Raw genomic sequence first — 19,647 nt, 5'->3', positions numbered from 1 at the left:
TCGGTCATGACAGTCGATCTTCGGATATCCGTTTCGAGCGATGTCGTCGGTCCGGCTCAGAACCGATATGTTGCCGACAGCACAACCCGCTCGTCCCCGCCGCCATTTCGGTTGTACTCGGCCTGCACAGCGGTGCCGTTCCGGAAGCCCATGTTCAGACCAAATATCGCGGAATACTTGTGCACGTTCTCCTGCCGGACCCTGTAGCGGATATTCAGGGCGTCCCCGTCGTCAAAGGCATCCTCGAGGCTGTAGACACCTTCAATCACCGTATCCACATCGAGATAGGAGGCCCCGGCATAGGGGGAGACCATGTGGCCGTTGCCGAATTCGAACCGCCGTCCAAGTCGCAGCCCCGCCGTGGTCGATTTGATATCCGTCTCGGAGTTCGATGACACCGTGATCGTGTGCGAGGCGTTCAACGAACCCCACCACGCGCCAATGCCATAGACTGCGATCGCACCGACAGTCGTGGTGACCGCATCGATACTGGCCGTGAAGTCGAGCGTGATATCATCGGGCAACCCGGCGCCGGGCGGCAGCGGGCCGATATCGGCAAGATCGAGCATCACGTCGAGATCGACCTCTCCATCAAGCTTGCCGACCGCGGCGAACAGGTTGAGAAACGGCAGCACCCAGAGATCGGCCTTGAGCTGCTTTGACCTTGTGTAGCTGCGCACGTTATCGAAGGAAACAAACGGCGTCTCCTTGAGGTCGTCCTTCGATGGATCGCTCCCCTTGGCAAGCGTGACAGCGAGGTTGGACAGGTGTTGTTCCTGGATGTTGTTCACACCCAGCAGCGTCACGCCAACCGGCAGCGGCAGGGCATAGCCGCGGTTGATCGTCTTCTCGCCGAGCAAGGGGAATACGCGGTCATAGGGTATGGGTTCCTCGGGCGGCGACGGCGAGGACGGGTTGCGCAGTTGCAGCCCCTCCGGCAGGCGCAGCAACACACCCAGTTGGGGAAGAATACCCGACGGCGTGCCCTCGGCCTCTGTGAAACGCGGCGCGAAGGTGAGGTCCTCCACCTCCGCCGCCGACTGTGTTTCCTGCGCCAGAGACGGGAAGCCCGTGACCAGCGCAAGAGCCACGACGGCGGCACCAGAGTGCAGTGACGGTTCGGTCATCTCTCTCATACGGCCTCCGGTTCTGCGAGATGTCCCTGGCGCGGTTTTTCTTTCCGGATGCCGTGGAAAGTAGCGTAGAACACGGGCACGAGGATCATGGTCAGGATCGTGCCGACTGTAAGGCCGCCCATGATCGTCACGGCAAGCCCGATCCAGAACACATCAGGCAGGAGCGGGACGACGCCCAGCACGGTCGTTGCCGCAGCCAGCGCCACCGGGCGCAGCCGTGAGGCGCCGGCATTGATGAGCGCGTCATAGGCGGGTTGGCCCGCGGCAAGGTTGTCGTTGATCTGGTCGATCAGCACGATGGCGTTCTTGATCATCATCCCCGACAGGCTCATCGCCCCCAGTAGGGCCACGAAACCAAAAGGCGTGTTGGTCAACAGCAGGCTCGGGACGATGCCGATGAAGACGAAGGGGATCGTGGCAAAGATCACCAGCGGCGGTCGATAGGCGTTGAAGAGCGCCACCACAATCAGGGTGATAACCGCCATTGCCGGGACAAGGCCGGGCACGAGACCCGCCTGCGCCTTGACCGTGTCCTCGTATTCGCCGCCCCATTCGAAACGGTAGCCCGGCGGCAGCTCCTCCATCAGCGCCTCGAACTCCTCCAGCACATCGGCGCGATAGGTGGGCAGGGTCACGCCGTCGATCGGGTTGGCCTGAACGGTCAGCGTGGGTGCCCGATCGCGGCGCAGGATGACCGGGTCCTCGGTCTCGGTGCCGATCCCCGTGACGACCTGGCCGATGGGCAAGGATTCGACCGATGTCGGCCCCTGGACCTGCACCAGCTCGAAGTTGTCGACCGAGGCGCGGTCATCGGGATGCTGGCGCGCGATGATCGGGATCATCTCGTCGCCCTCACGATAGAGACCGACGGTCAGGCCGTCATAGGCGCGCCGCGTGGCATTGCCGAGATCCTCATAGGTGATCCCGGTCCAGCGGGCGATGTTCTGGTCGAAGGCAGGCACCTGCACCAGCACCCGGTTGCGCCAGTCATGCCGGGCAACCTTAGTCCAGGGATGGTCCTCCAGGATCTGCAGCGCCCGGTCGCCATAGCTGCGCAGCACCTTGGGATCGGCATCCGCCGGCCCGACGATCCGGCCCTCGAAGGTCCATGTATTGGCCGGCCCGACACCGAAACGACGGGTGAAGGCGATGGCCTCGGGATGGTTCGCGGTGAGCCAGTCGGAGACTTCCGCGGCGATCTCGGGGATCATCCGGTAGTCTTCGACATTGGCGATGACCTGCGCATAGGCCGGGTTTATCGGCTCCGGGTCCACCGGCAGGTAGAAGCGCGGCGGGCCGGCACCGATGAAGCTCGCAACGTCCGTGACGCCGTCCATGGGTTCGACGACCGCTTCGATGCCCTCCACGGCCTCTGCCACGGCCTCGATCCGCGTGCCTTCTGGCGCGTGGAAATCGATCATGAACTTGTCCATCGCGGAGGTCGGGAAGAAGAGCTGCGTGACCGATCCGAAGGCGACAAAGGAGGCGGCCAGTGCCACAACCGCGCCGCCGATCGTCACGTAGCGGAACCGCACCGCGGTTTCGAGGACTGTGCGATACCCTTTGAGCAGCGCTCCCTCTTTCGGCTCCGTGTCGGCTTTCGGGGCCTTCAGCAAGGCAACACATTGAAGCGGCGTGACCGTCATCGACAGGAACCAGCTGACCAGCAGCGAGATGCCCACGACCGAGAACAGCGTGCGGCAGTATTCGCCGGCGCTCTCGACCGAGGCGAAGATCGGATAGAAGGCCATGACGGCAACGAAGGTTGCGCCAAGCAGCGATATGGCCGGCCGCCGGGCGGCCTCGATGGCCGCGTCGATCCGGCTCTTGCCAGCGGCCATCCGAACCGCCGCGCCATCGGCCACGACAATGGAGTTGTCCACCATCATGCCGAGCGCGATGATCAGCGCCCCGAGCGACATGCGCTGAAGGTCGATGCCGAACATGGCCAGCGGGATGAAGGTGGCAAGGATTGTCAGCAACAGCCCGCTGCCGATGATGATCCCCATCCTGAGCCCCATCACCAATGTCAGGACGACAAGCACGATGGCGATTGCCTGGGCAAGCGAGATCAGGAAGGAGGAGACGGCAAGGTCCACATCGTCAGACTGCCAATGCACGCGGTCGATCTCGATGCCGATGGGCAGGGTTGCCGCCAGTTCATTGACCCGCGCGTCGACGAGCTTGCCGACCTCGACCACGTTGACGCCCGGCTGGAAAGAAAGAGCGATCCCGATGGTCGTAAGGCCGTTGTAGCGCATCAGCGTTGTGGCAGGTTCCGCATAGCCCTCGCGCACTTCGCCAATGTCACCGATGCGGAGCAGCGCATCCTCCGGGTTTTCCCCGAGGCGCACCGCGTCGAAAACCGTGGGCCGCACGGCCAGTTCGTCGATATCGCTTGGCGACGTGAACGTCCCCGATGGGGCAATCCGCATCCGGTAGTCGCCAATGTCCACGCGACCGGCATCCACCACCTCGTTCTGTGTCCGAAGCGTGTTGATGATGGTCTGCGGCGAAATCCCGATGGCCGCGAGCTTTTCTTCCCGCACATCGATATAGATCGCGCGCTCTTGCTCGCCCCACAGGTCCACCCGGCCGACGCCCTCGACCAGCGACAGGTGACGTTCCAGATCTTCCGCGTAATCCCTCAGTTCCTTGTCGGAGAACCCGTCCGATGTGACGGCCAGCAACAAGCCTGAAACATCGCCGAAATCGTCATTGATGATCGGCCGGCCCGCGCCCGGCGGCAGCTGGGTTTCGATATCGCGGATCTTGCGGCGCAGCGTATCCCAAATTTGCGGCAGCGCATCGGACCAGTATTTCGCCTTGATCTCGATCTTCACCGTCGACATGCCGGCGCGGCTTTCGCTGGTGATGTTGTCGATCTCCTTGATCTCCTGCAGCTTGCGCTCGATCTTCTCGGTCACCTCCTGTTCGACTTCCTTGGCGCTGGCGCCGGGATAGGGCGTGGCGACAACGGCTGTCTTGATGGTGAATTCCGGGTCCTCGAGCTGGCCCAGCGAGAAGAAGGACGCGATCCCGCCAAGCGTCAGAAGCACAATAGCGAACCAGGTGAACTTGGCATTCCGGATGGCAAAGCTGGCGAGATCCATCAGTTCTCTCCGCCGTCGAGGAAGATCACGTCCTGCCCGCTGCGCAGGGAACTGGCGCCGGCGGTGACGACAATCTCGCCTTCGTTCAGCCCGTCCTGGACAGCGACCCCAAGGGAACCTGCCCCGCCGAGCGTTACGGGCCGTTCCGTCACGGTCATGCTGGCCTGATCGACGACCCAGACATGGGGCGCATCGCTGCCTTCGGGCGTGAAGACAGCCTGCGCCGGAACATAAAGCCCGATATCGGGGATCGCACCGGGCCTTGGTATGCCGCGCGCTCGTCCCGTCATGCCGGGCAGCACGGGCACGCCGTCCGGCTGATCCATCTGCACGGTCACAGGGAAGGTGCCCGTGGTGATCGATGCCTCCGTGCCGACCTCGGTGATCTCGGCCGCGAGCGCGACGTCTCCGAGAGCGGGGAAACTGACCGAAATGTCCTCGATCTGCGGCAGGATGGAGATGAACCGCTCGGGCACGTCGATCACCATCTCGATCCGGTCGGCATCGACGATCCGGATGATCGGTGTTTGCCCGGCCACTTCCTCGAAGTTCTCGACATAGGTTGCCACGACGATCCCGTCATAGGGCGCCGTCAATCTGGCGTAGGAGAGGTCCAGCTGCGCCTTGTCCAGCGCGGCCTGAACCGCCTTGACCGCGGCAACGGCCGATCCTTCCTGGCCGAGGAAACTGTCGAGCTTGGCCTCTGCGGCCACCTCTCTCTCGACGAGAACCCGCTGCCGGTCTGTCTGCGCCTTCGCATTGGCGAGCGTTGCCTCGGCGCTTTCCAACTCGGCTTCAAAGCGTGCCACCTCGGCTTCGAACGGAGCCGGGTCGAGTGCAGCCACAAGGCCGCCCTCTTCGACCGTCTCGCCAAGCCGTATGTCGAAGGTCCGGACGGTGCCCGGAACTCCGAAGGACATCGTCGCCCCCCGCGAAGCCCGTGCGACGCCGACGAAAAATCGCTCGTGCAGCGCGCTGGTCTCGGTGACCTCCATCGTTCGGACCGGCCGGACGGCCTTCCCAGACTCTGTTGTTTCCTCTTCTCGGCAACCGGCGAGCGCGAGCGTGGCGAGGGCAATGAGGGCAAGGCGTTTCATTCTGTCCGATCCGTTTTTTGTTGGGTAAAGGCGCGGCCCATTGGCGGGCCGCACCGATCCGCGGGACGCTTACTTGTCCGCTTCCATCGTCTTTTTCAGCTTGAGCTTGCCGATCGGGCTCAACCCGTCCGGATACGGAGCCACCACCGCCTGTTGCTTGAGCAGGAAGGCGTCGACGGCGGCCTGGCTTTCGGGGCGCAGGTTCTCGATGCCGTCATAGGGCACGCCGCGGGCCGGTTCGGTATCCGGGAAGACCTTCTTGCGCATCATGTGGCGGCCGAGGATGCGGACGAATTCCTGCCCGCCCCAGGCGCCGATTTCGGTCGAGACCGGGTACAGCTCGTGCGTGTCGCGGAAGATGTCGTAGAAATTCGCCCCGATCGGGTTTTCGCCCGGCTTTGGCACTTCCAGCTTCAAGTGCTCCTTGATGACGGCCTGGGGGCTGTTGATCGAGTAGACGATGAGGCTGTCGCGCCGCCCCTTCGTTTCGCCCTCCAGCAGCAGCGCCGACTGGTCGACACCATCAACGAGCCGGTCGCGGGGGATGTAGTCGTCGGCACCGGCAAACCGCGCCAGCGTCGTGAAAATGTCCGACACGTGGATGATATCGTTCACGATCCCGTCGGCCTCGATCATGTTCGGCCAGCGCACAAAGGCATCGACCCGGATGCCGCCCTCCGTGGTGTCACCTTTTCCGCCTCGGAAAACCATCGGCGTGAAACCCGATTGCGGCGAGTATTTGGTGAAATGCCCGTTGTCGCCCATCAGCACGACGATCGTGTTGTCCCTGACGCCAAGTGCCTCCATCTCGGCGAACATCTCGCCGAGCCAGGCATCGAGCTGCTGCATCTTGTCGACATAGAGCCCGCCATTGGGAGACTGGAACCCATCGCGGCCCGTGCGCGTATTATGCAGGGGCAGGAGCGGCCAGTACTGCAGGAAAAACGGCTGATCGCCGGCGGCCAACTCGCCCAGTTTCTCCATCGCCTGGTCCTGGTAGCGCTGGTTCATGTCGTCGTATTTGGCGGCGTTCCAGCGTTCGCCCGGTTCCATGTGAACCTCGCGAGCCAGTTCGTCTTTGCTGGCCTCAAGCCCGGTCACCATGGCCGAGGCGTCGGGACGGAAGAACATGTCCAGGGTGAAACGCGGGTCGAAATCGTCCATGCCGACGGCAACCTGTTCCTTGATCGCGTCGTCGTTGAAGATCGTCAACTGGCCCTGCTGGTGTACCGGAAAGGCTGCCCAGTCGAAGCCCTGGTTCTGGGGCATGGCTTCGGCGATATCGCCCATGTGCCATTTGCCCACGTGGATCGTGGCATAACCGGCTTCCGACAGAACCTCCGGAAGCGTCACCTCCCCGGCGGGGAGCCCGAACCCGGCGATATCGACCGCGGTGTCCCCCATCCCCATGCGCACAGGCAGGCGCCCGGTCATCATGGCCACGCGGGTCGGCGTACAGGACGGCTCGGTATACATCCGCGCCATCCGCATCGCTTCGTCGGAGAAGTCGTTGATATTGGGCGTGGAATAGCCGCGAACGGCGTTCAGCTCGGGAATGCCCATGTCGCCATATCCCATGTCATCGATCAGGATATTGATGATGTTGGGCGGCTTGCCGCCATTGGTGTCTCGGAAATCGGAAAGCTTGGCATCCACCGCCGCGTTGTCCTCGGCCCATTGCGCGGCGTGCTGAGCCTCGAGGATGTAGAACTCGGCATCATGGATGATCGGCGCATCCTGCGCCTGCGCCGTGGTGGCCAGCGCAAATAGAACTGCTGTGAGTGATCGCTGCATGTGTTGCCCATTTCCCTGTCTTTTGTTCGTTCTGGGTCGAGGTATCTAATATCGGCGCCCCATTGAAGTCGCTTGGTGGCTTAGGTCGCGCTGCCTCGGAGGGATGCTCCTGCCGCGCGGTGGGGTAGGCGCTGCCAGGAGCATCTTCGAGACCTTTGACCGTTTCCTACGGTTCTACCACGCGCAGCGCGCTCCACGCCTGGTTGCCGACTCCACATCCACTCTTGGTCGGGTTCGCCGGATCAGCTGCGGGAAGTGCGACGAAATCCAACGCATCGGCCTGGCTTCCGGCCTCGCTCACCTGGTTGCAGAAATAGAGCTGGTCTCCCTCCACGAACCACTCGAACCGGCTGTAGAGCTCGTAGTCGGCGTCATTGGCGGACCCGTTTTGCGCAATCAGGTAGTCGTTCTCGTTGTCCACAAGACAAACGAAATAGACGAGCTGGTCGCCCAACCCGAAGGTGAGCCATCCGTCAGCCCCCACGGCGTGGAACTGGCCGGTCTCGTCGACATAGGTTTCCGAGATCTCGGGGGCGTTGTCCTCGACGCCGGTACAGGCGGAGGCAAATCCAGAGAGGGCAAGGAGGAACGCGGTTGCGAGGGCGGTCCTTGAAGCGGCGTTGTTCATATTCTTTCCAGTCATTGTTGCATTGGAGTCGGATTGGAGGTTCCCGAGTTCCCGGTGAGTATTGTTCCGCCGGTTGCCGGGTCCGGGGGGGTCCGGTCACCCGGCGCCTTGGTCATTTCAGTCGATGCCGGAACGCGAACCAGAACGGCAGCGCAACGAGAAGCGAACCACCGAGGATGTTGCCGATACCTGCGGGGATCACGTTCCACAGGAAAGCATCCGACCAGCCTGGGCCCCCGCCTGTTGCCATCGACAAGGAGAAGTAGCCCATGTTTGCGGGGCTGTGCTGGAGGTTACCGGCGACGAAGAGCGAAACTACAAGGAAGATCGGAACGAACTTGCCGAACAGCGTGTTGCCCATCGCCGCGAAGAAGGCGGCCATCCCGATCAGCGCATTTCCGAGCATTCCGGAGGCAACGATCCGGGTCCATGCCGTCGCCGAGCCGTCTTCCATGTAGGCCATTTTTTTGGATACCACGGAGGCCAGCGCCTCATGCACGTAGTCCGGATAGACTTGGGCGAAAGCGATCACCTGTCCGACGATCAGCGCTCCCAGCATGTTGCCGATCCAGGCGATCCCCCAGAACTGGAATGCCTTGGAGGAGATTTCTCCCCAGGACATCTGCAGGAAGCTCGCCGGCAGGATGACGTTGGCCTCGGTGAACAGCGCGGCGCGACTGAGGATGATCATGAAGAAGCCAGTAGAGAAGCCCAAACCCTGTAGCAGGAGTTGTGGCCCGGAAGCCGTCACACCGGTGCTCAGCAATAGCGAGAAGAGCGCCCCGAAGGTGACGAACGCCCCCCCCATCATCGCGAGGATCAGGATCTGAAGCGGGCCGAGGTCGAGGTAGAATTCGGCCTCGCGCTTCATCGCCGGCAGCACCTCGTAAGCTGCAAGGTGCTGCCGGGTGGGTGTGGCAGGTGCGCTCACGCCGCGGCCTCCTCGGTCGAAACGGCTGCGACGTCACCAACCCGGTTGATGTCGGTATGCGGGAAGAACTCTGCCCAGACATGCCAGAAGAGGCCGGCTTTCACGTCCGCCGAGCGGGCAAGCTGATGGCCGTCGGGCGTCTTGCCGTAGATATCGACCTCCGCGACATCCGCACCGGTGTCGTTGACCCAGACATTCATGCTCTCGAAGAGCGGGCTCCAGGAGACGACCAGCGGCTGGCCTCCAACGACCGCATTCACGGTATTGCCTTGCGAGACGACGAAATCGTCGGTCCAGCAGGTCGCGTCGGAGCCGATATTCACGCCCCAGACATAGCTCTTGGTCGGCAGACGTGGGTCGATCGGGTTCTCGAGGTTCTGCATGATCGGTTTCGCCTCGGTGTGGTGCTTCTGGATTGATCCGACGAAGGCCATTTCCATGGCGAAGTCGAGCAGCCACAGCAGCGGGTTTTTCGGCGGCTTGTTCAGGAAGACCGTGCCCTCGGGATAGGCCTTCTGGAAGCCGCGGAAGGTCATGCGGAATGTGGGCCAGGGCTGCATCGCCAGGCTCTGGCGCAATGGGCAGGCCGGCCCGTCCGCAGTGGTATCGGCATCCTTGGCGCGGAAGCCATAGATCTGCTGGATCGGCTCACCGGTCGCATTGTCCCGCAGCACGAGGTTGTTGCCGTGCTGGGCGAGCACCTCAAGCTCGATCTTCTCGCCTTCGACCTCCGGTGTCATGCCGAGCCCGAGATTGGCGATAGCGCAGAAGGTCATCACCACGTTGGAGCCCTCAAGCCCTTCTTCGGTGCCGGCCAGGTGCGGCCGCATGATCTGCGATTGCGGATGCGCCCGTGCGACGCCGTTCTTTTCAAGCACGATGACCTGCGTCGTCGGGCTGACGAATTCCTTCGCCTCCTCGATGCTGTAGAAACGCGCGCTCTCTTTCTGGTTGCGCAGGCCGATATGGACGTAGATCCAGGTGAACGCGACGAGAAGCGCCGTCAGAACGGTGGAGATCCAGAACAGCCAACCCGGACCCGCGCCGAATCCGAAATGCGTGACGGCCATGACCAGCCAGCCGCCGAAGCCCACGCTCAGGAAAGTGTATTCGTTGCGGATGAAGCGATCGATATTGGCGCGCTTGGTCTTCATGATCATCTGGGGGATGTCGCCCAGATCGCGGAAGTAGAGCAGGGCTATGCCCAGAGAAACCGCGAAGCCGGCGTAGAAGAGGATATTTGCGAGCATTGTCAGTGACCTTGTCTGTGATTGGCGTGGTGTAGGGTGGAGGGAGCTTCGGATGTCCGGTCCCCCGGTGGCCCGAGATAGGACCAGATTTCCTGTTCGAGACCTGCCAGGCTCTCGTTGACGTCCGCGATCGTGGGATCATTTGCATCGAGCGGCATCAATTCCATCAATGTCTCGTAGTCCCGGCAAATCTCTGCGAAGACGGCATCCTTCGAGCGCAGCCGGCAGATCTGTTCCAGGTGGTCGCCGAAACTATGCTTGAAACTGTTCATCTGGGCACCTCGATCTCGTTGTGGAATGGCCAGCGTCATGCGGCAGGCATGCTTGGCGCTCTCCACAGATATCGACCGACCAGTCCTTGAATTATAGGTTTCTTAGGGTAGTTAGTTACGTAACGTATTATTATTTTCAGAGATTTATCGGTAGAAATCGACTTGGAGAGCGAACATGACCAATCCGGATGAGCAGGACGTAACACCGCTTGAGAGCCGATATGTTACCCCGGAATCGTCGGTGGCGATGGCCTCTCTGGCGGAGATTCTCGACAGTCCGGAATTCGCCGGCGCCGTCCGCGTTCAGGCCTTCCTCGAATATGTCGTCAAGGAGTCTCTGGAAGGACGCGGAGACCGCATTCGCGGCAAGACGATTGTCGAAGATGTGTACCGCCGGTCTCCGCTCGAAGGACGGGACCCGGTCGCCGTGGTCCGCGTCGATGCCGGCCGCCTGCGCCGACGGCTGGAGAAGTATTACGATGGGTCAGGGGCGAAGGCCGAGCTGCAGATCAATTTCCAGCCCGGAAGCTACGAGCCGCGTTTCACCCTGCGTCAGGAGAAGGCCCTGCCAAGGGAGCCGCAACCGGAGGTTGCTGCGCCCCCACCCTCACCTCCGCCCAGCCGACGGGTCTCGGCCGGACTGTTGGCATCCCTGGCCGTGACCGTGATCGCGGCAGCCCTCTTCTGGTGGCAAACCGGTTTCCAGGCAGACAGCCCAATCGATAGCGTCGATGCCGGCACCGAGGCACCGCCCCCAGGCCCGGGCGATGCCACTGCCCGAGCGGTGCGCAATGCGTTGTTCTCCAACTCCCCCGCGCGGCTTCAGGCATCGAACCTGGCCATGAAGGCGCGCAGCCTTCAGTTCCCGGCGCTCGAGCCCAAATGGCAGGACGCCGTATTGCTGATGTTCGAACTAGTCATCGAGATGGACGGAAACTATTTCGCGGGCTATGCGGGGGCCGCCGAGAGCAAGGCACTTATCGCGGTGACCCGCCCACCGGGCAAGGATCGTGACGGGCTGTTGCAGGAGGCCGATGACCTGGCATTGCGCGCTCTTGAACTCGGGATCGATCAGAGCTGGAGCCACTCCGCGGCGGCCCTTGTCGCCCATGTGAAGCGGGATTTCAAAAGCGCGCGCCAGCAATCCGACCGGGCGACGTCTCTTGATCCGTCCGATCTGCATGCCCTGAACATGGATGCGCTGATTTCCCTGTTCGGGGGGGATTTCGAAAGAGCGGCGGATATGGCACGACGCGCAGCCGAGATCATGGAGCCCAGAGACTACTTTCCCAACAAGAGCATACGGGCCTCGGCCGAGTTTCACCTCGGGAACTACTCCGAGGCGCTCGGCCTGATCACCGAGTCCGTACTCGAGGGCGATCCCATCAGCCCGATTTCCCTTGGCTACTTGATCGCGATCCATACGAAGATGGGTGACGCCAACAGCGCCGAGGAAATGCTGAACCTCCTTGAATCCGCATGGCCCGGCTTCCCTATCAACGCACTGTTTCGGTCCCTGTATCGAGACCCCGCACATGCCGACGAAGTCATCACGGCATTGTTAGATTCTGGCTGGTCCGGGGAAGGCCGACGAACAAGCGAATAGTCCGGCTGCGTGATCTTACAACTGTTCCGTAGGCGTCCACCTCTACGAAACCATTCGTTTACCGCGCACAATCAAGGCACGTTTTTTGCCAGCCCCCCGCCGAGCCATCGACACTGGAAGGTCGTAAGTTTGATGGCGTGCGACAACAAGAAACGCCAGCCATGGCAGAAACTGTTCAGCTTTGCCCTTGTCGGACAGATAGTCCTGCCAGTCGTCGGTTTCTCTCTTCAATCGTCACTATCGGTCCGTGGGTCAGAACCGATCTCAATTGAACTGGAACGAGTTCAGAGCGGCTTCTCAGGAGATGATGGCAAATCGCAGCGGTTGCTAAGCCGGGCTGTGAATGAACCGCAGCAATGCGATCGCTGGCCCAAAGCGCAATACAAACCCACCAAGGCTGGCCAAAGGCCGTTCCCGTCGGTTCGGGTCGCTTGCACGAAGGATGGGATAGCTCGCTCTGTCGTCAATCATTCTCCAAAAATGCTGCGCGTTGCACGAATGACCGCAACGCGGAAGCTGCAACGCGGCGTTTGAGCTATCGGGAAACGGCGTGTGTGGATGGCTCCTGCATTGCAAGAGATTTCTGTGGTCGCGATGGTCTGTCAGTACAGTCGTGTGTCCGGCCTGTTAGTGTGGCGGTTGCCACTGGCCTTGATGAGTTCCGCAAGTAAGGTTCCAATCGGCTTAACGACCTCGGGGGCCATGCCGTTCGACGGAGTGTCCTTACTTTTGGTTGACTTCATTTCGCATCATCACATCAAGCGTCTTGCATCTCTTGGCAGCATCAGGCGATTGGCTGCCGGTATTCTTCTCGTTTTGTCAGTATTGCCCAGATGATCCGGGCGGACTTGTTGGCCATGGCTACAGTAGGGAGCCTGAAGGGTTTCTCGGCGAGCACTTTCGCGGTCCAGGTGTCCGCCTTTTCGGGCTTATTCCTAGCCGTCAGCGCGCGTGATGTCATCCAGACAATCAGAAGCTTGCGGATATAGCGGTCACCCTTCTTGGTGATCCGTCCGAGACGTTCCTTGCCACCACTGGATTTGTTGAGCGGGGTCAGCCCCAGCCAAGCGGCCAGATCGCGGCCCGTCCTGAACTGGTGAGCATCACCAATGGTGGCAACAATCGCTGATGCCGTGATTGGGCCGATCCCAGGCATGCGCATCAGTCGCCTTGCATCGGCATCCAGCCATGCATGTTGCTCGATCAGTTTGGTCAGCCCATCGACCCGCTCATTGAGGCCGTTCAGCTGATAGCACATTACGCCGAGAATGCCGTCCGCGATCTCAGGCATCTCCAATTGGTCTTCGGTGCCGTGCTCCCGCGCGAATTTGGAAACGGCCTCGATGCCCGTCGGCAGGATGTGACCAAACTCGCGAAGGATGCTGCGGATCATGTTCACCACTTGGGTGCGCTGGCGGACGACCAGATCCCGCGCACGATGGATGGCGAGCAGCTTCGCGCGTTTGATTTTCTTGTTGATGATCTTACGCCCGGTAGCCGAAACGCAGTGCACCTGAAAAACGTCCTTGGCCAAATCCAGGCCCACCGTCTTTACTGTCATTGGATGGCTCCTTTCCTCGCAGTCGATAATAACTGCACTTTGGCACGTTCGATGCCGGTGGAGCAGGAGCCATCCACCTCATCCGATAAGGGCCGGTTGCCGCCGAAGGTTTCCGTCCTTTGACCAACGAGCTGTTCGATGAATTAACCAATTTGGCAATGTCTGCTTGCTAGGTATGGGTCACGAAGGGCGTCCTTGTCCTCGTCTCTGCTCCAAATGGGCCTATGGCCACCGGCCAGTCGGCCATCTTGGATCTGAGTTTCATTCACAACGGCCAAGAAGCCGGCCCGCAGGGAGCACCTTCAGGAGCACTCGCTGGCGATGATCGGCACCGCATGAGCGGTGTGAAACTGGCATTTGGGCTGTAGCCCGCGCCGGTTTCTCAGGTTTATCGTCACGAGCGGTTCTTCCAGAAGGACCTGCACAATGACATGTGCTCCCAGTGAACCGAGGTGCACCGCACCCTCCCTCCCGATCAATGAAGCCTTGGTGGCGCTCGTGCGCGTGATGGCGCGCGAGGCGGCCCGGTCGGATTTTGCCACGCATCGCGACGGGGAGGTCACCAATGGCTGACCTGCCTTTCGACCCGCATGCCAAGTACCTCACGGTCAAGGAGGTCGCTGCCCTTTTCCGCATCTGCCCGAAAACGGTTCGACGATGGATCGACGCCGGCGAACTGGCCGCCACCAAGCCCGGAGGTCACTGGCGGATCGCGCGGGCCGACCTGAAAGCCCTCGCAGCCGCCCGCGGCAACCGGGGTCTGGCCGATGTCCTCTAATGTCCTCTTCTGGGGCGGTTTTCTTGGGTGTCGGGAAAACGGGTCCACGGACTTCGGGTATAAATTCGTGACTGTGTTCTCCCGAATGTCCGCCCGAGGGCCACCGTGTCCACACATTTCACCAAAGCTCCCACAATCCAACTCATCAATGGAGATCACCAATGCCCTTTGACATGACAAAACCCCAATCCCTCGCCGACGTTCTTGATCGGCTGACCATCCGAGATGGCGGCTCCACTCGCCACCGCGACCAGGTTTCCGCCGTCCGGCGCGTGGCCGAGATGCTGGGCCGCGCACCTGCCGACCTGCCCTGCGACGCGCCGGGTCTGCGGATGTATCTCGACCGCATCCACCCCGCACAGCACCATATTACCGCGCACACTCTGGCCAACATCAAGACGAACCTCGCCACCGCCCTCCGCTCTGCCCGGGCGATCCCGCGGAATGCACCCAAGGTCCCCCGCACCGTTGCCTGGGAGGAATTCTTCCTGGCCGCGGAAGCCAAGCATCAGGTCTGGAGCCTGTCGCGTCTCGCGTCCTACTGCGCATGGCGCGGCCTTCAGCCTGCAGATGTCACGGACGAGGTGATGGCGGAATTCCAGGGCCATCTGGACGCGCGCCTGCTGACCAAGGACCCGGCGAAGCTGTGCAAGGAGATGGCCCAGATCTGGAACGGTATTGTCAAACGCAACGACCTGCCGTTCCCTTGCCTGTCCTACGAGAAGGGTGGTAGCCATCGCTGCCGCCCGTTGTCGACCTACCCGGAACCGCTCCAGGCGGAAATCCAGACCTATCTCGGGCGGCTCCGTCACGACGACCCCTTCGACACGAGCGGGCCGGATGAGGCGCTGCGCCCGACTTCGGTCCGCAACGTCGAGGCCCATCTGCGTCAGTTCCTCGATGCGTTGGCGGAAGCTGGCGAGGAACCGACCGGTATGAAATCGCTGGTGGATGTCGTGACGGCTGAAAACATGAAGGCGGCATTCCGCGTGATCATGAAACGGGCACCGTCCGACAAGATCCCGCCCGCCTGCAACAATATCGCCGCAACGCTGGTGGCTATCGCACGTTACCGCCTCGATCTGTCCGAGTTGGATCTCAAGGCAGTCCTCGCGATCAAGAAGAAGGTTACAACCAAGCCGAAGGGAATGAGCGCCAAGAACAGCGACCGCCTTGCGCAGTTCAACGACTGGGAGAATGTGCTGCGCATCGTCGGGCTTCCGGCGACGTTGATGGACGAGGCGGACCGGTCGCCGCGCAACCGCAAGGCGGCGCTGGCTGCCATGCACGCCGTCGCCATCGCCATTCTGCTGTCCTGCCCGGTGCGCGCCAAGAACCTCGCCAGTCTGGATCTGGAACGCCATATCAAGGCGCATCGCAGCGGCACGCACACCCGCTACACGATCCGGATCGAGGGCATTGAGGTGAAGAACGGCGAACCTATCGAGTTCCGGCTCAACAATCGCGTTTCGCGTTTGCTGCACCGCTACATCACTGTCTATCGCCCTTTGGTGTCGCGGGCGCAGGGAACGGCGCTCTTCCCGAAGGCCACGGACGGAACGCCGCGCGGCTCGGACAATTTCGGGCAGGAGCTGACCCGTGCCGTCTATCGGGAAACCGGTCTGGAGATGCACCCACACCTCTTCCGTCACCTCACGAGCAAGCTCTACCTCAAGGAACGCCCTGGCGATTTCGAGACAGTCCGCCGGCTGCTGAAACACAAACGCCTTCAGACGACCATCGACTTCTACGCGGAGATCTCGAACCAGTGGGCGCACGAGCACTATGATCAGGTCGTACTCGCGAAATGGGGAGGCCGTGATGACCAAGATTGATCCTGTGCCCCGCGTACTGAAGTTCGACAACTGGCCCCAGGCGGAACGCACCGCCTGGGAGAGCCTTTTTGTTGAAGGAGATCTGTTCGACGACGTCGGCCCGTGCGCGCATTGGTCGGAAGGCAGTCGCCGCAAACGCCGGCAGAGTTACGGCCAGTGGCTGTCGTTCCTGATGCGAGAGGTCCCGGATCTTCTGGAACAAGACCCGGTGGCACGCATCACCGAACCGACCGTTCGACGCTATCTCGCGGAATGTCAGGGCAGGTACAAACCGAAATCGACGGCAGGCCTGCTCCTCGACCTGATGGTCATCGCGAAGGCGCTTGCCCCGAAGGGCGACTGGTCTTGGTTGAACACGGTCGTGAAGCGCTACCAGAAACTGGCGGACCGCCGCAGCCTCCCACCGGCTCTTCCGATTTCGGCTGGAGAAATCTTCCACTGGAGCCTGACGCGTCTGGCCGAGGTGGAGGCGGATGAGACCTCGCACCCGCTTCGGAAGGCGGTACATTTCCGGCAGGCGCTGATGATCGGCCTGCTCATCGCCCGCCCGGTGCGTCGCCGCGCGCTTCTGGCGATGCAGGTTGGGCAACATGTCGTGCCGACGGGCCAAGGGTTCGAGTTGCGCTTCGGAAGCGAAGACATGAAGGATCAGAAAGCGCGCCGGTTTTCGGTGCCTCAGGAACTGGTCGAACCGATGCGAGCCTATCTAGAGGTTCACCGGCGAATCCTGCTCGCGGGGAAGTTTTCCGACGCGTTCTGGATCAGCCAGTATGGCGAATCCCTGAAACCGGACGGCCTCTCTCGCGAATTGCCCAAGGTGATCATGCGTCACCTTGGATTGGAGTTCAGGACTCACGCGTTTCGAAATATCGCTGCCACCTCGATTGCCGAGGCAGACCCCGAGAATGTCACCATCATCCGCGACCTGCTGGGCCACTCGACCATGGCGATGGCGGACAAGCACTACAACCGCGCGACAGGGATCAAGAGTTGCGATGAACTGCAGGGCATCGTGGACAGCATCTTGGCGGGAAAACCGAAGCGACGCCGGTCACGTCGAGGAAAGTAGCTCGGTCAATTCTTCCGGCCCATCTCAGCGGATCACCTGTGTGGGCCAAATACCGATCCCATTGAACCTGGGTGCAATACATTCGAGATGGCATGATCTGCATTCTGGATCGGATGATGCCCCGCGATTCTTCGGCTTCGGATCTCCAAAGTGGGAGACCGATAAACCAGGCAACCAAGGGTTTGATGAGGCATCCGAAACATGGTCTACAAATGTAGCCTGCGCGATTATAATATATTGATTTAAAATAACTAATTGTTGACGAGGATGACGCTGCCGGATAGCTTTCAATCAGGATGTCGGAGGCTGCTCGTTTCTTTCTCTGACAGGTTTGAAGCCGGTTGTCGATGTTGTCATCGGTCTCTGACATCCATCTCCAATCCGTGTTTCCGCCTTTTAGGGTGGCGGATTGTCCCGCTCCCAATCTTCCCAAATGCCGTTTTGAAACGCCGGTTTCATTGCACCGGGGTGCAATCGAAAGTTGCAGACACAAAGGCGAATATGCCTAGAATTGGATGGGCCAGCGGCCTTTTGGCGCTCTTCTGCGTCCCGAGGCCACGACCGACGAAAGGCCCGAACCATGCGCGCAGCGATCTACGCCCGCTACTCCACCGAAATGCAACGCGAAGCCTCCATCGAGGATCAGTTCCGCATCTGCCGCCGACTGATCGAACAGAACGGGTGGACGACAGCGCAGACCTACGCTGACGCGGGTCTCAGCGGGGCATCGCACCTACGGCCAGGCTATCAGCAGATGCTGCAAGATGCCCGCGACGGCCGGTTCGATGTCGCCGTGGCCGAAGGGCTCGACCGGATCAGCCGCGACCAGGAGCACATTGCAGCCTTCTTCAAGCAGCTACGGTTCCAGGGGATTTCCATCGTGACGGTCGCCGAAGGCGAGATCTCGGAACTCCATATCGGGCTGAAGGGCACGATGAGCAGCCTGTTCCTGAAGGATCTCGCGTTGAAGACGCATCGCGGTTTGGAAGGCCGAGTTCAGAACGGCAAATCTGCCGGTGGTGTGACCTATGGCTATGACGTCCTTCGCTCTATCGGCAGCGATGGAAACGTCTCGACCGGCGATAGGACCATCAACGAAGAACAGGCCGATATCGTCCGTCGGATTTTCCAGGAGTATGTCGATGGTCATAGCCCCCGCGCCATCGCTGGACGGCTCAACGACGAGGGGATCGACGGCCCGCGCGGTCGGGGTTGGGGCATGTCGACGATCTATGGGAACTGGCGGCGTGGGACCGGCATCCTTAACAACGAACTCTATGTCGGGCGTCTCGTCTGGAACCGTCAGCGTTTCCTGAAAGACCCTGCCACAGGCCGACGGCAGGCCCGGATGAACACGCCCGAGCAATGGGTTAAGAAAGATGTGCCTGAGTTGCGCATTGTTCCGAACGAACTCTGGGAGAAGGTCAAGGCCCGCCAGAAGGCCACACGTAGCACTGTGATCAGCGAGGGCGTCGTCCGCTCGGAACGCGCAAAGCGACCCGCCTACCTCTTCTCAGGTCTGGTCAAATGCGGCTGCTGTGGCGGTGGGTTCACCCTTGTCGGCAAGACCTATTACGGCTGCGCAAATGCGCGGAACAAGGGAACCTGCGACAACAAGATGACGGTCCGGCGTGACCGGCTCGAAGACACGGTGCTCGGCGGCCTGAAGGATCAACTCCTGCACCCGGACCTGATCGCGGCCTTCGTCACAGAGTATCAGGCGGAGTACAACCGGCTCGCGGGTGAGATCACGAAAGACAAGAGCAAGGCGGAGCGCAAACTCGCCGGCGTGAAACGCAGGATCGACCAGTTGGTCGACCGGATCTGCGACGGCATGTTCCACGAGAGCATGAAGGACAAGCTCACCGCCCTTGAACAGGAGAAAGCGGCACTCGAAACCGAATTGGCGACTTTTGATGCTGACGTGCCGGTCCGCCTGCACCCCGGGCTCTCAGACGTCTATCGCGCGAAGGTCGCCAAGCTGACCGAGTCATTGAACAACCCCGATCTTCGGACCGCCGCGTCCGAGCACATCCGCAGCCTGATCTCCGAAATTCGTATGGTTCCAGAAGGCGATAGCCTCCAGATCGAACTGGTTGGTGAACTCGCTGGGCTGATGGCGCTGTCCCAAAAATCGAAAGCCCGCGGCGATGCCACGGGCTGTTCGATAACAATGGTTGCGGGGGTAGGATTTGAACCTACGACCTTCAGGTTATGAGCCTACCCATGCCGAAGGTAGAATATATATTGAAATCAGATACTTGCCACCTAACCTGTTGTAATTGCTAGAAGGTAGTAACGACATCCAGCGACATTGAACGGCGCTGGGCGGAACCTGAACCGCACAAAACTGCGTAAGCTGGGTGAGCAGGCGGTGAGCAGAAATTCGCGGGACCGATCTGGGCTTCGCGACCGGCCCGGTGCAGACTTGTTTCCCGCAGATCTGATGGCAAGCCCAAACGGCACTTCTGCCGGTTGCCGGAGCCGCACGCCCTCCCGATCCAGATCCCCTGTGTTTTCGTGCCGGCACAGCTCTCTCGCCCGCGTGCCACCCTGCCACCCCTTCCCACGGACTAT

General features: G+C 61.2%; 16 protein-coding genes. 5 read left to right on the top strand and 11 right to left on the bottom strand.

Annotated elements, in window-relative coordinates:
* Positions 1–56: 56 nt before the first annotated feature.
* From AX756_RS20885 to AX756_RS20850, 8 genes are all read right to left on the bottom strand, one after another.
* On the bottom strand, positions 57–1,136 hold the full coding sequence (locus AX756_RS20885; RefSeq protein WP_068316627.1) for a putative outer membrane beta-barrel protein: 1,080 nt from the start codon (positions 1,134–1,136) through the stop codon (positions 57–59).
* Complete coding sequence (locus AX756_RS20880; protein WP_068316624.1) at positions 1,133–4,249, bottom strand: efflux RND transporter permease subunit; 3,117 nt, start codon at positions 4,247–4,249, stop codon at positions 1,133–1,135. The genes AX756_RS20885 and AX756_RS20880 overlap by 4 nt, the downstream gene beginning before the upstream one ends.
* Entirely contained in the window at positions 4,249–5,346 is a 1,098-nt protein-coding gene (locus AX756_RS20875; protein ID WP_068316617.1) for an efflux RND transporter periplasmic adaptor subunit, read from the bottom strand. Before AX756_RS20875 ends, AX756_RS20880 begins: the two co-directional genes overlap by 1 nt.
* A gap of 69 nt (positions 5,347–5,415) precedes the next feature.
* On the bottom strand, positions 5,416–7,140 hold the full coding sequence (locus AX756_RS20870) for a sulfatase-like hydrolase/transferase (RefSeq protein WP_082739235.1): 1,725 nt from the start codon (positions 7,138–7,140) through the stop codon (positions 5,416–5,418).
* Positions 7,141–7,306: 166 nt separating this feature from the next.
* Positions 7,307–7,768 (bottom strand): hypothetical protein, encoded by a 462-nt coding sequence (locus AX756_RS20865; RefSeq protein WP_068316615.1) that lies wholly within the window; start codon positions 7,766–7,768, stop codon positions 7,307–7,309.
* Positions 7,769–7,880: 112 nt separating this feature from the next.
* Entirely contained in the window at positions 7,881–8,699 is an 819-nt protein-coding gene (locus AX756_RS20860) for a formate/nitrite transporter family protein (RefSeq protein WP_068316613.1), read from the bottom strand.
* Positions 8,696–9,949 (bottom strand): DUF3179 domain-containing (seleno)protein, encoded by a 1,254-nt coding sequence (locus tag AX756_RS20855; RefSeq protein WP_068316610.1) that lies wholly within the window; start codon positions 9,947–9,949, stop codon positions 8,696–8,698. Before AX756_RS20855 ends, AX756_RS20860 begins: the two co-directional genes overlap by 4 nt.
* A 2-nt stretch (positions 9,950–9,951) precedes the next feature.
* A complete protein-coding gene (locus tag AX756_RS20850) occupies positions 9,952–10,221 on the bottom strand; it encodes a hypothetical protein (RefSeq protein WP_068316606.1) in 270 nt (89 codons plus the stop codon).
* 175 nt (positions 10,222–10,396) lie between these two features.
* Here AX756_RS20850 and AX756_RS20845 point away from each other — a divergent pair, with 175 nt between their 5' ends.
* Entirely contained in the window at positions 10,397–11,827 is a 1,431-nt protein-coding gene (locus AX756_RS20845; protein ID WP_068316602.1) for a tetratricopeptide repeat protein, read from the top strand.
* A 42-nt stretch (positions 11,828–11,869) separates the two neighbouring features.
* Here AX756_RS20845 and AX756_RS25785 read toward each other — a convergent pair whose 3' ends face one another.
* The 3 genes from AX756_RS25785 to AX756_RS26140 all read right to left on the bottom strand — a co-directional run bounded on the left by AX756_RS25785 (position 11,870) and on the right by AX756_RS26140 (position 13,846).
* Positions 11,870–12,058, bottom strand: coding sequence for a hypothetical protein (locus AX756_RS25785; protein WP_139188479.1), 189 nt, complete (start codon positions 12,056–12,058; stop codon positions 11,870–11,872).
* A gap of 553 nt (positions 12,059–12,611) precedes the next feature.
* Complete coding sequence (locus AX756_RS20840) at positions 12,612–13,388, bottom strand: IS110 family RNA-guided transposase (protein ID WP_068316600.1); 777 nt, start codon at positions 13,386–13,388, stop codon at positions 12,612–12,614.
* Positions 13,389–13,690: 302 nt separating this feature from the next.
* Positions 13,691–13,846: a hypothetical protein gene (locus AX756_RS26140; protein WP_197431101.1), complete on the bottom strand. Its 156-nt coding sequence runs from the start codon at positions 13,844–13,846 to the stop codon at positions 13,691–13,693.
* A gap of 107 nt (positions 13,847–13,953) precedes the next feature.
* Here AX756_RS26140 and AX756_RS20835 point away from each other — a divergent pair, with 107 nt between their 5' ends.
* The 4 genes from AX756_RS20835 to AX756_RS20820 all read left to right on the top strand — a co-directional run bounded on the left by AX756_RS20835 (position 13,954) and on the right by AX756_RS20820 (position 19,288).
* Complete coding sequence (locus AX756_RS20835; RefSeq protein ID WP_068316599.1) at positions 13,954–14,166, top strand: helix-turn-helix domain-containing protein; 213 nt, start codon at positions 13,954–13,956, stop codon at positions 14,164–14,166.
* A gap of 161 nt (positions 14,167–14,327) precedes the next feature.
* Positions 14,328–16,001, top strand: coding sequence for a site-specific integrase (locus tag AX756_RS20830; protein WP_068316598.1), 1,674 nt, complete (start codon positions 14,328–14,330; stop codon positions 15,999–16,001).
* A complete protein-coding gene (locus AX756_RS20825; protein ID WP_068316594.1) occupies positions 15,988–17,070 on the top strand; it encodes a tyrosine-type recombinase/integrase in 1,083 nt (360 codons plus the stop codon). The genes AX756_RS20830 and AX756_RS20825 overlap by 14 nt, the downstream gene beginning before the upstream one ends.
* A gap of 580 nt (positions 17,071–17,650) precedes the next feature.
* Positions 17,651–19,288: a recombinase family protein gene (locus AX756_RS20820; protein WP_068316590.1), complete on the top strand. Its 1,638-nt coding sequence runs from the start codon at positions 17,651–17,653 to the stop codon at positions 19,286–19,288.
* Positions 19,289–19,647: the final 359 nt, after the last annotated feature.

The sequence above is a fragment of the Aliiruegeria sabulilitoris genome (genome assembly GCF_001558155.1).
GTDB classification, from domain to species: domain Bacteria; phylum Pseudomonadota; class Alphaproteobacteria; order Rhodobacterales; family Rhodobacteraceae; genus Tropicimonas; species Tropicimonas sabulilitoris.
The sequence above is the reverse complement of the archived record's forward strand: the minus strand, read 5'-3'. Positions and strand labels throughout refer to the sequence as shown.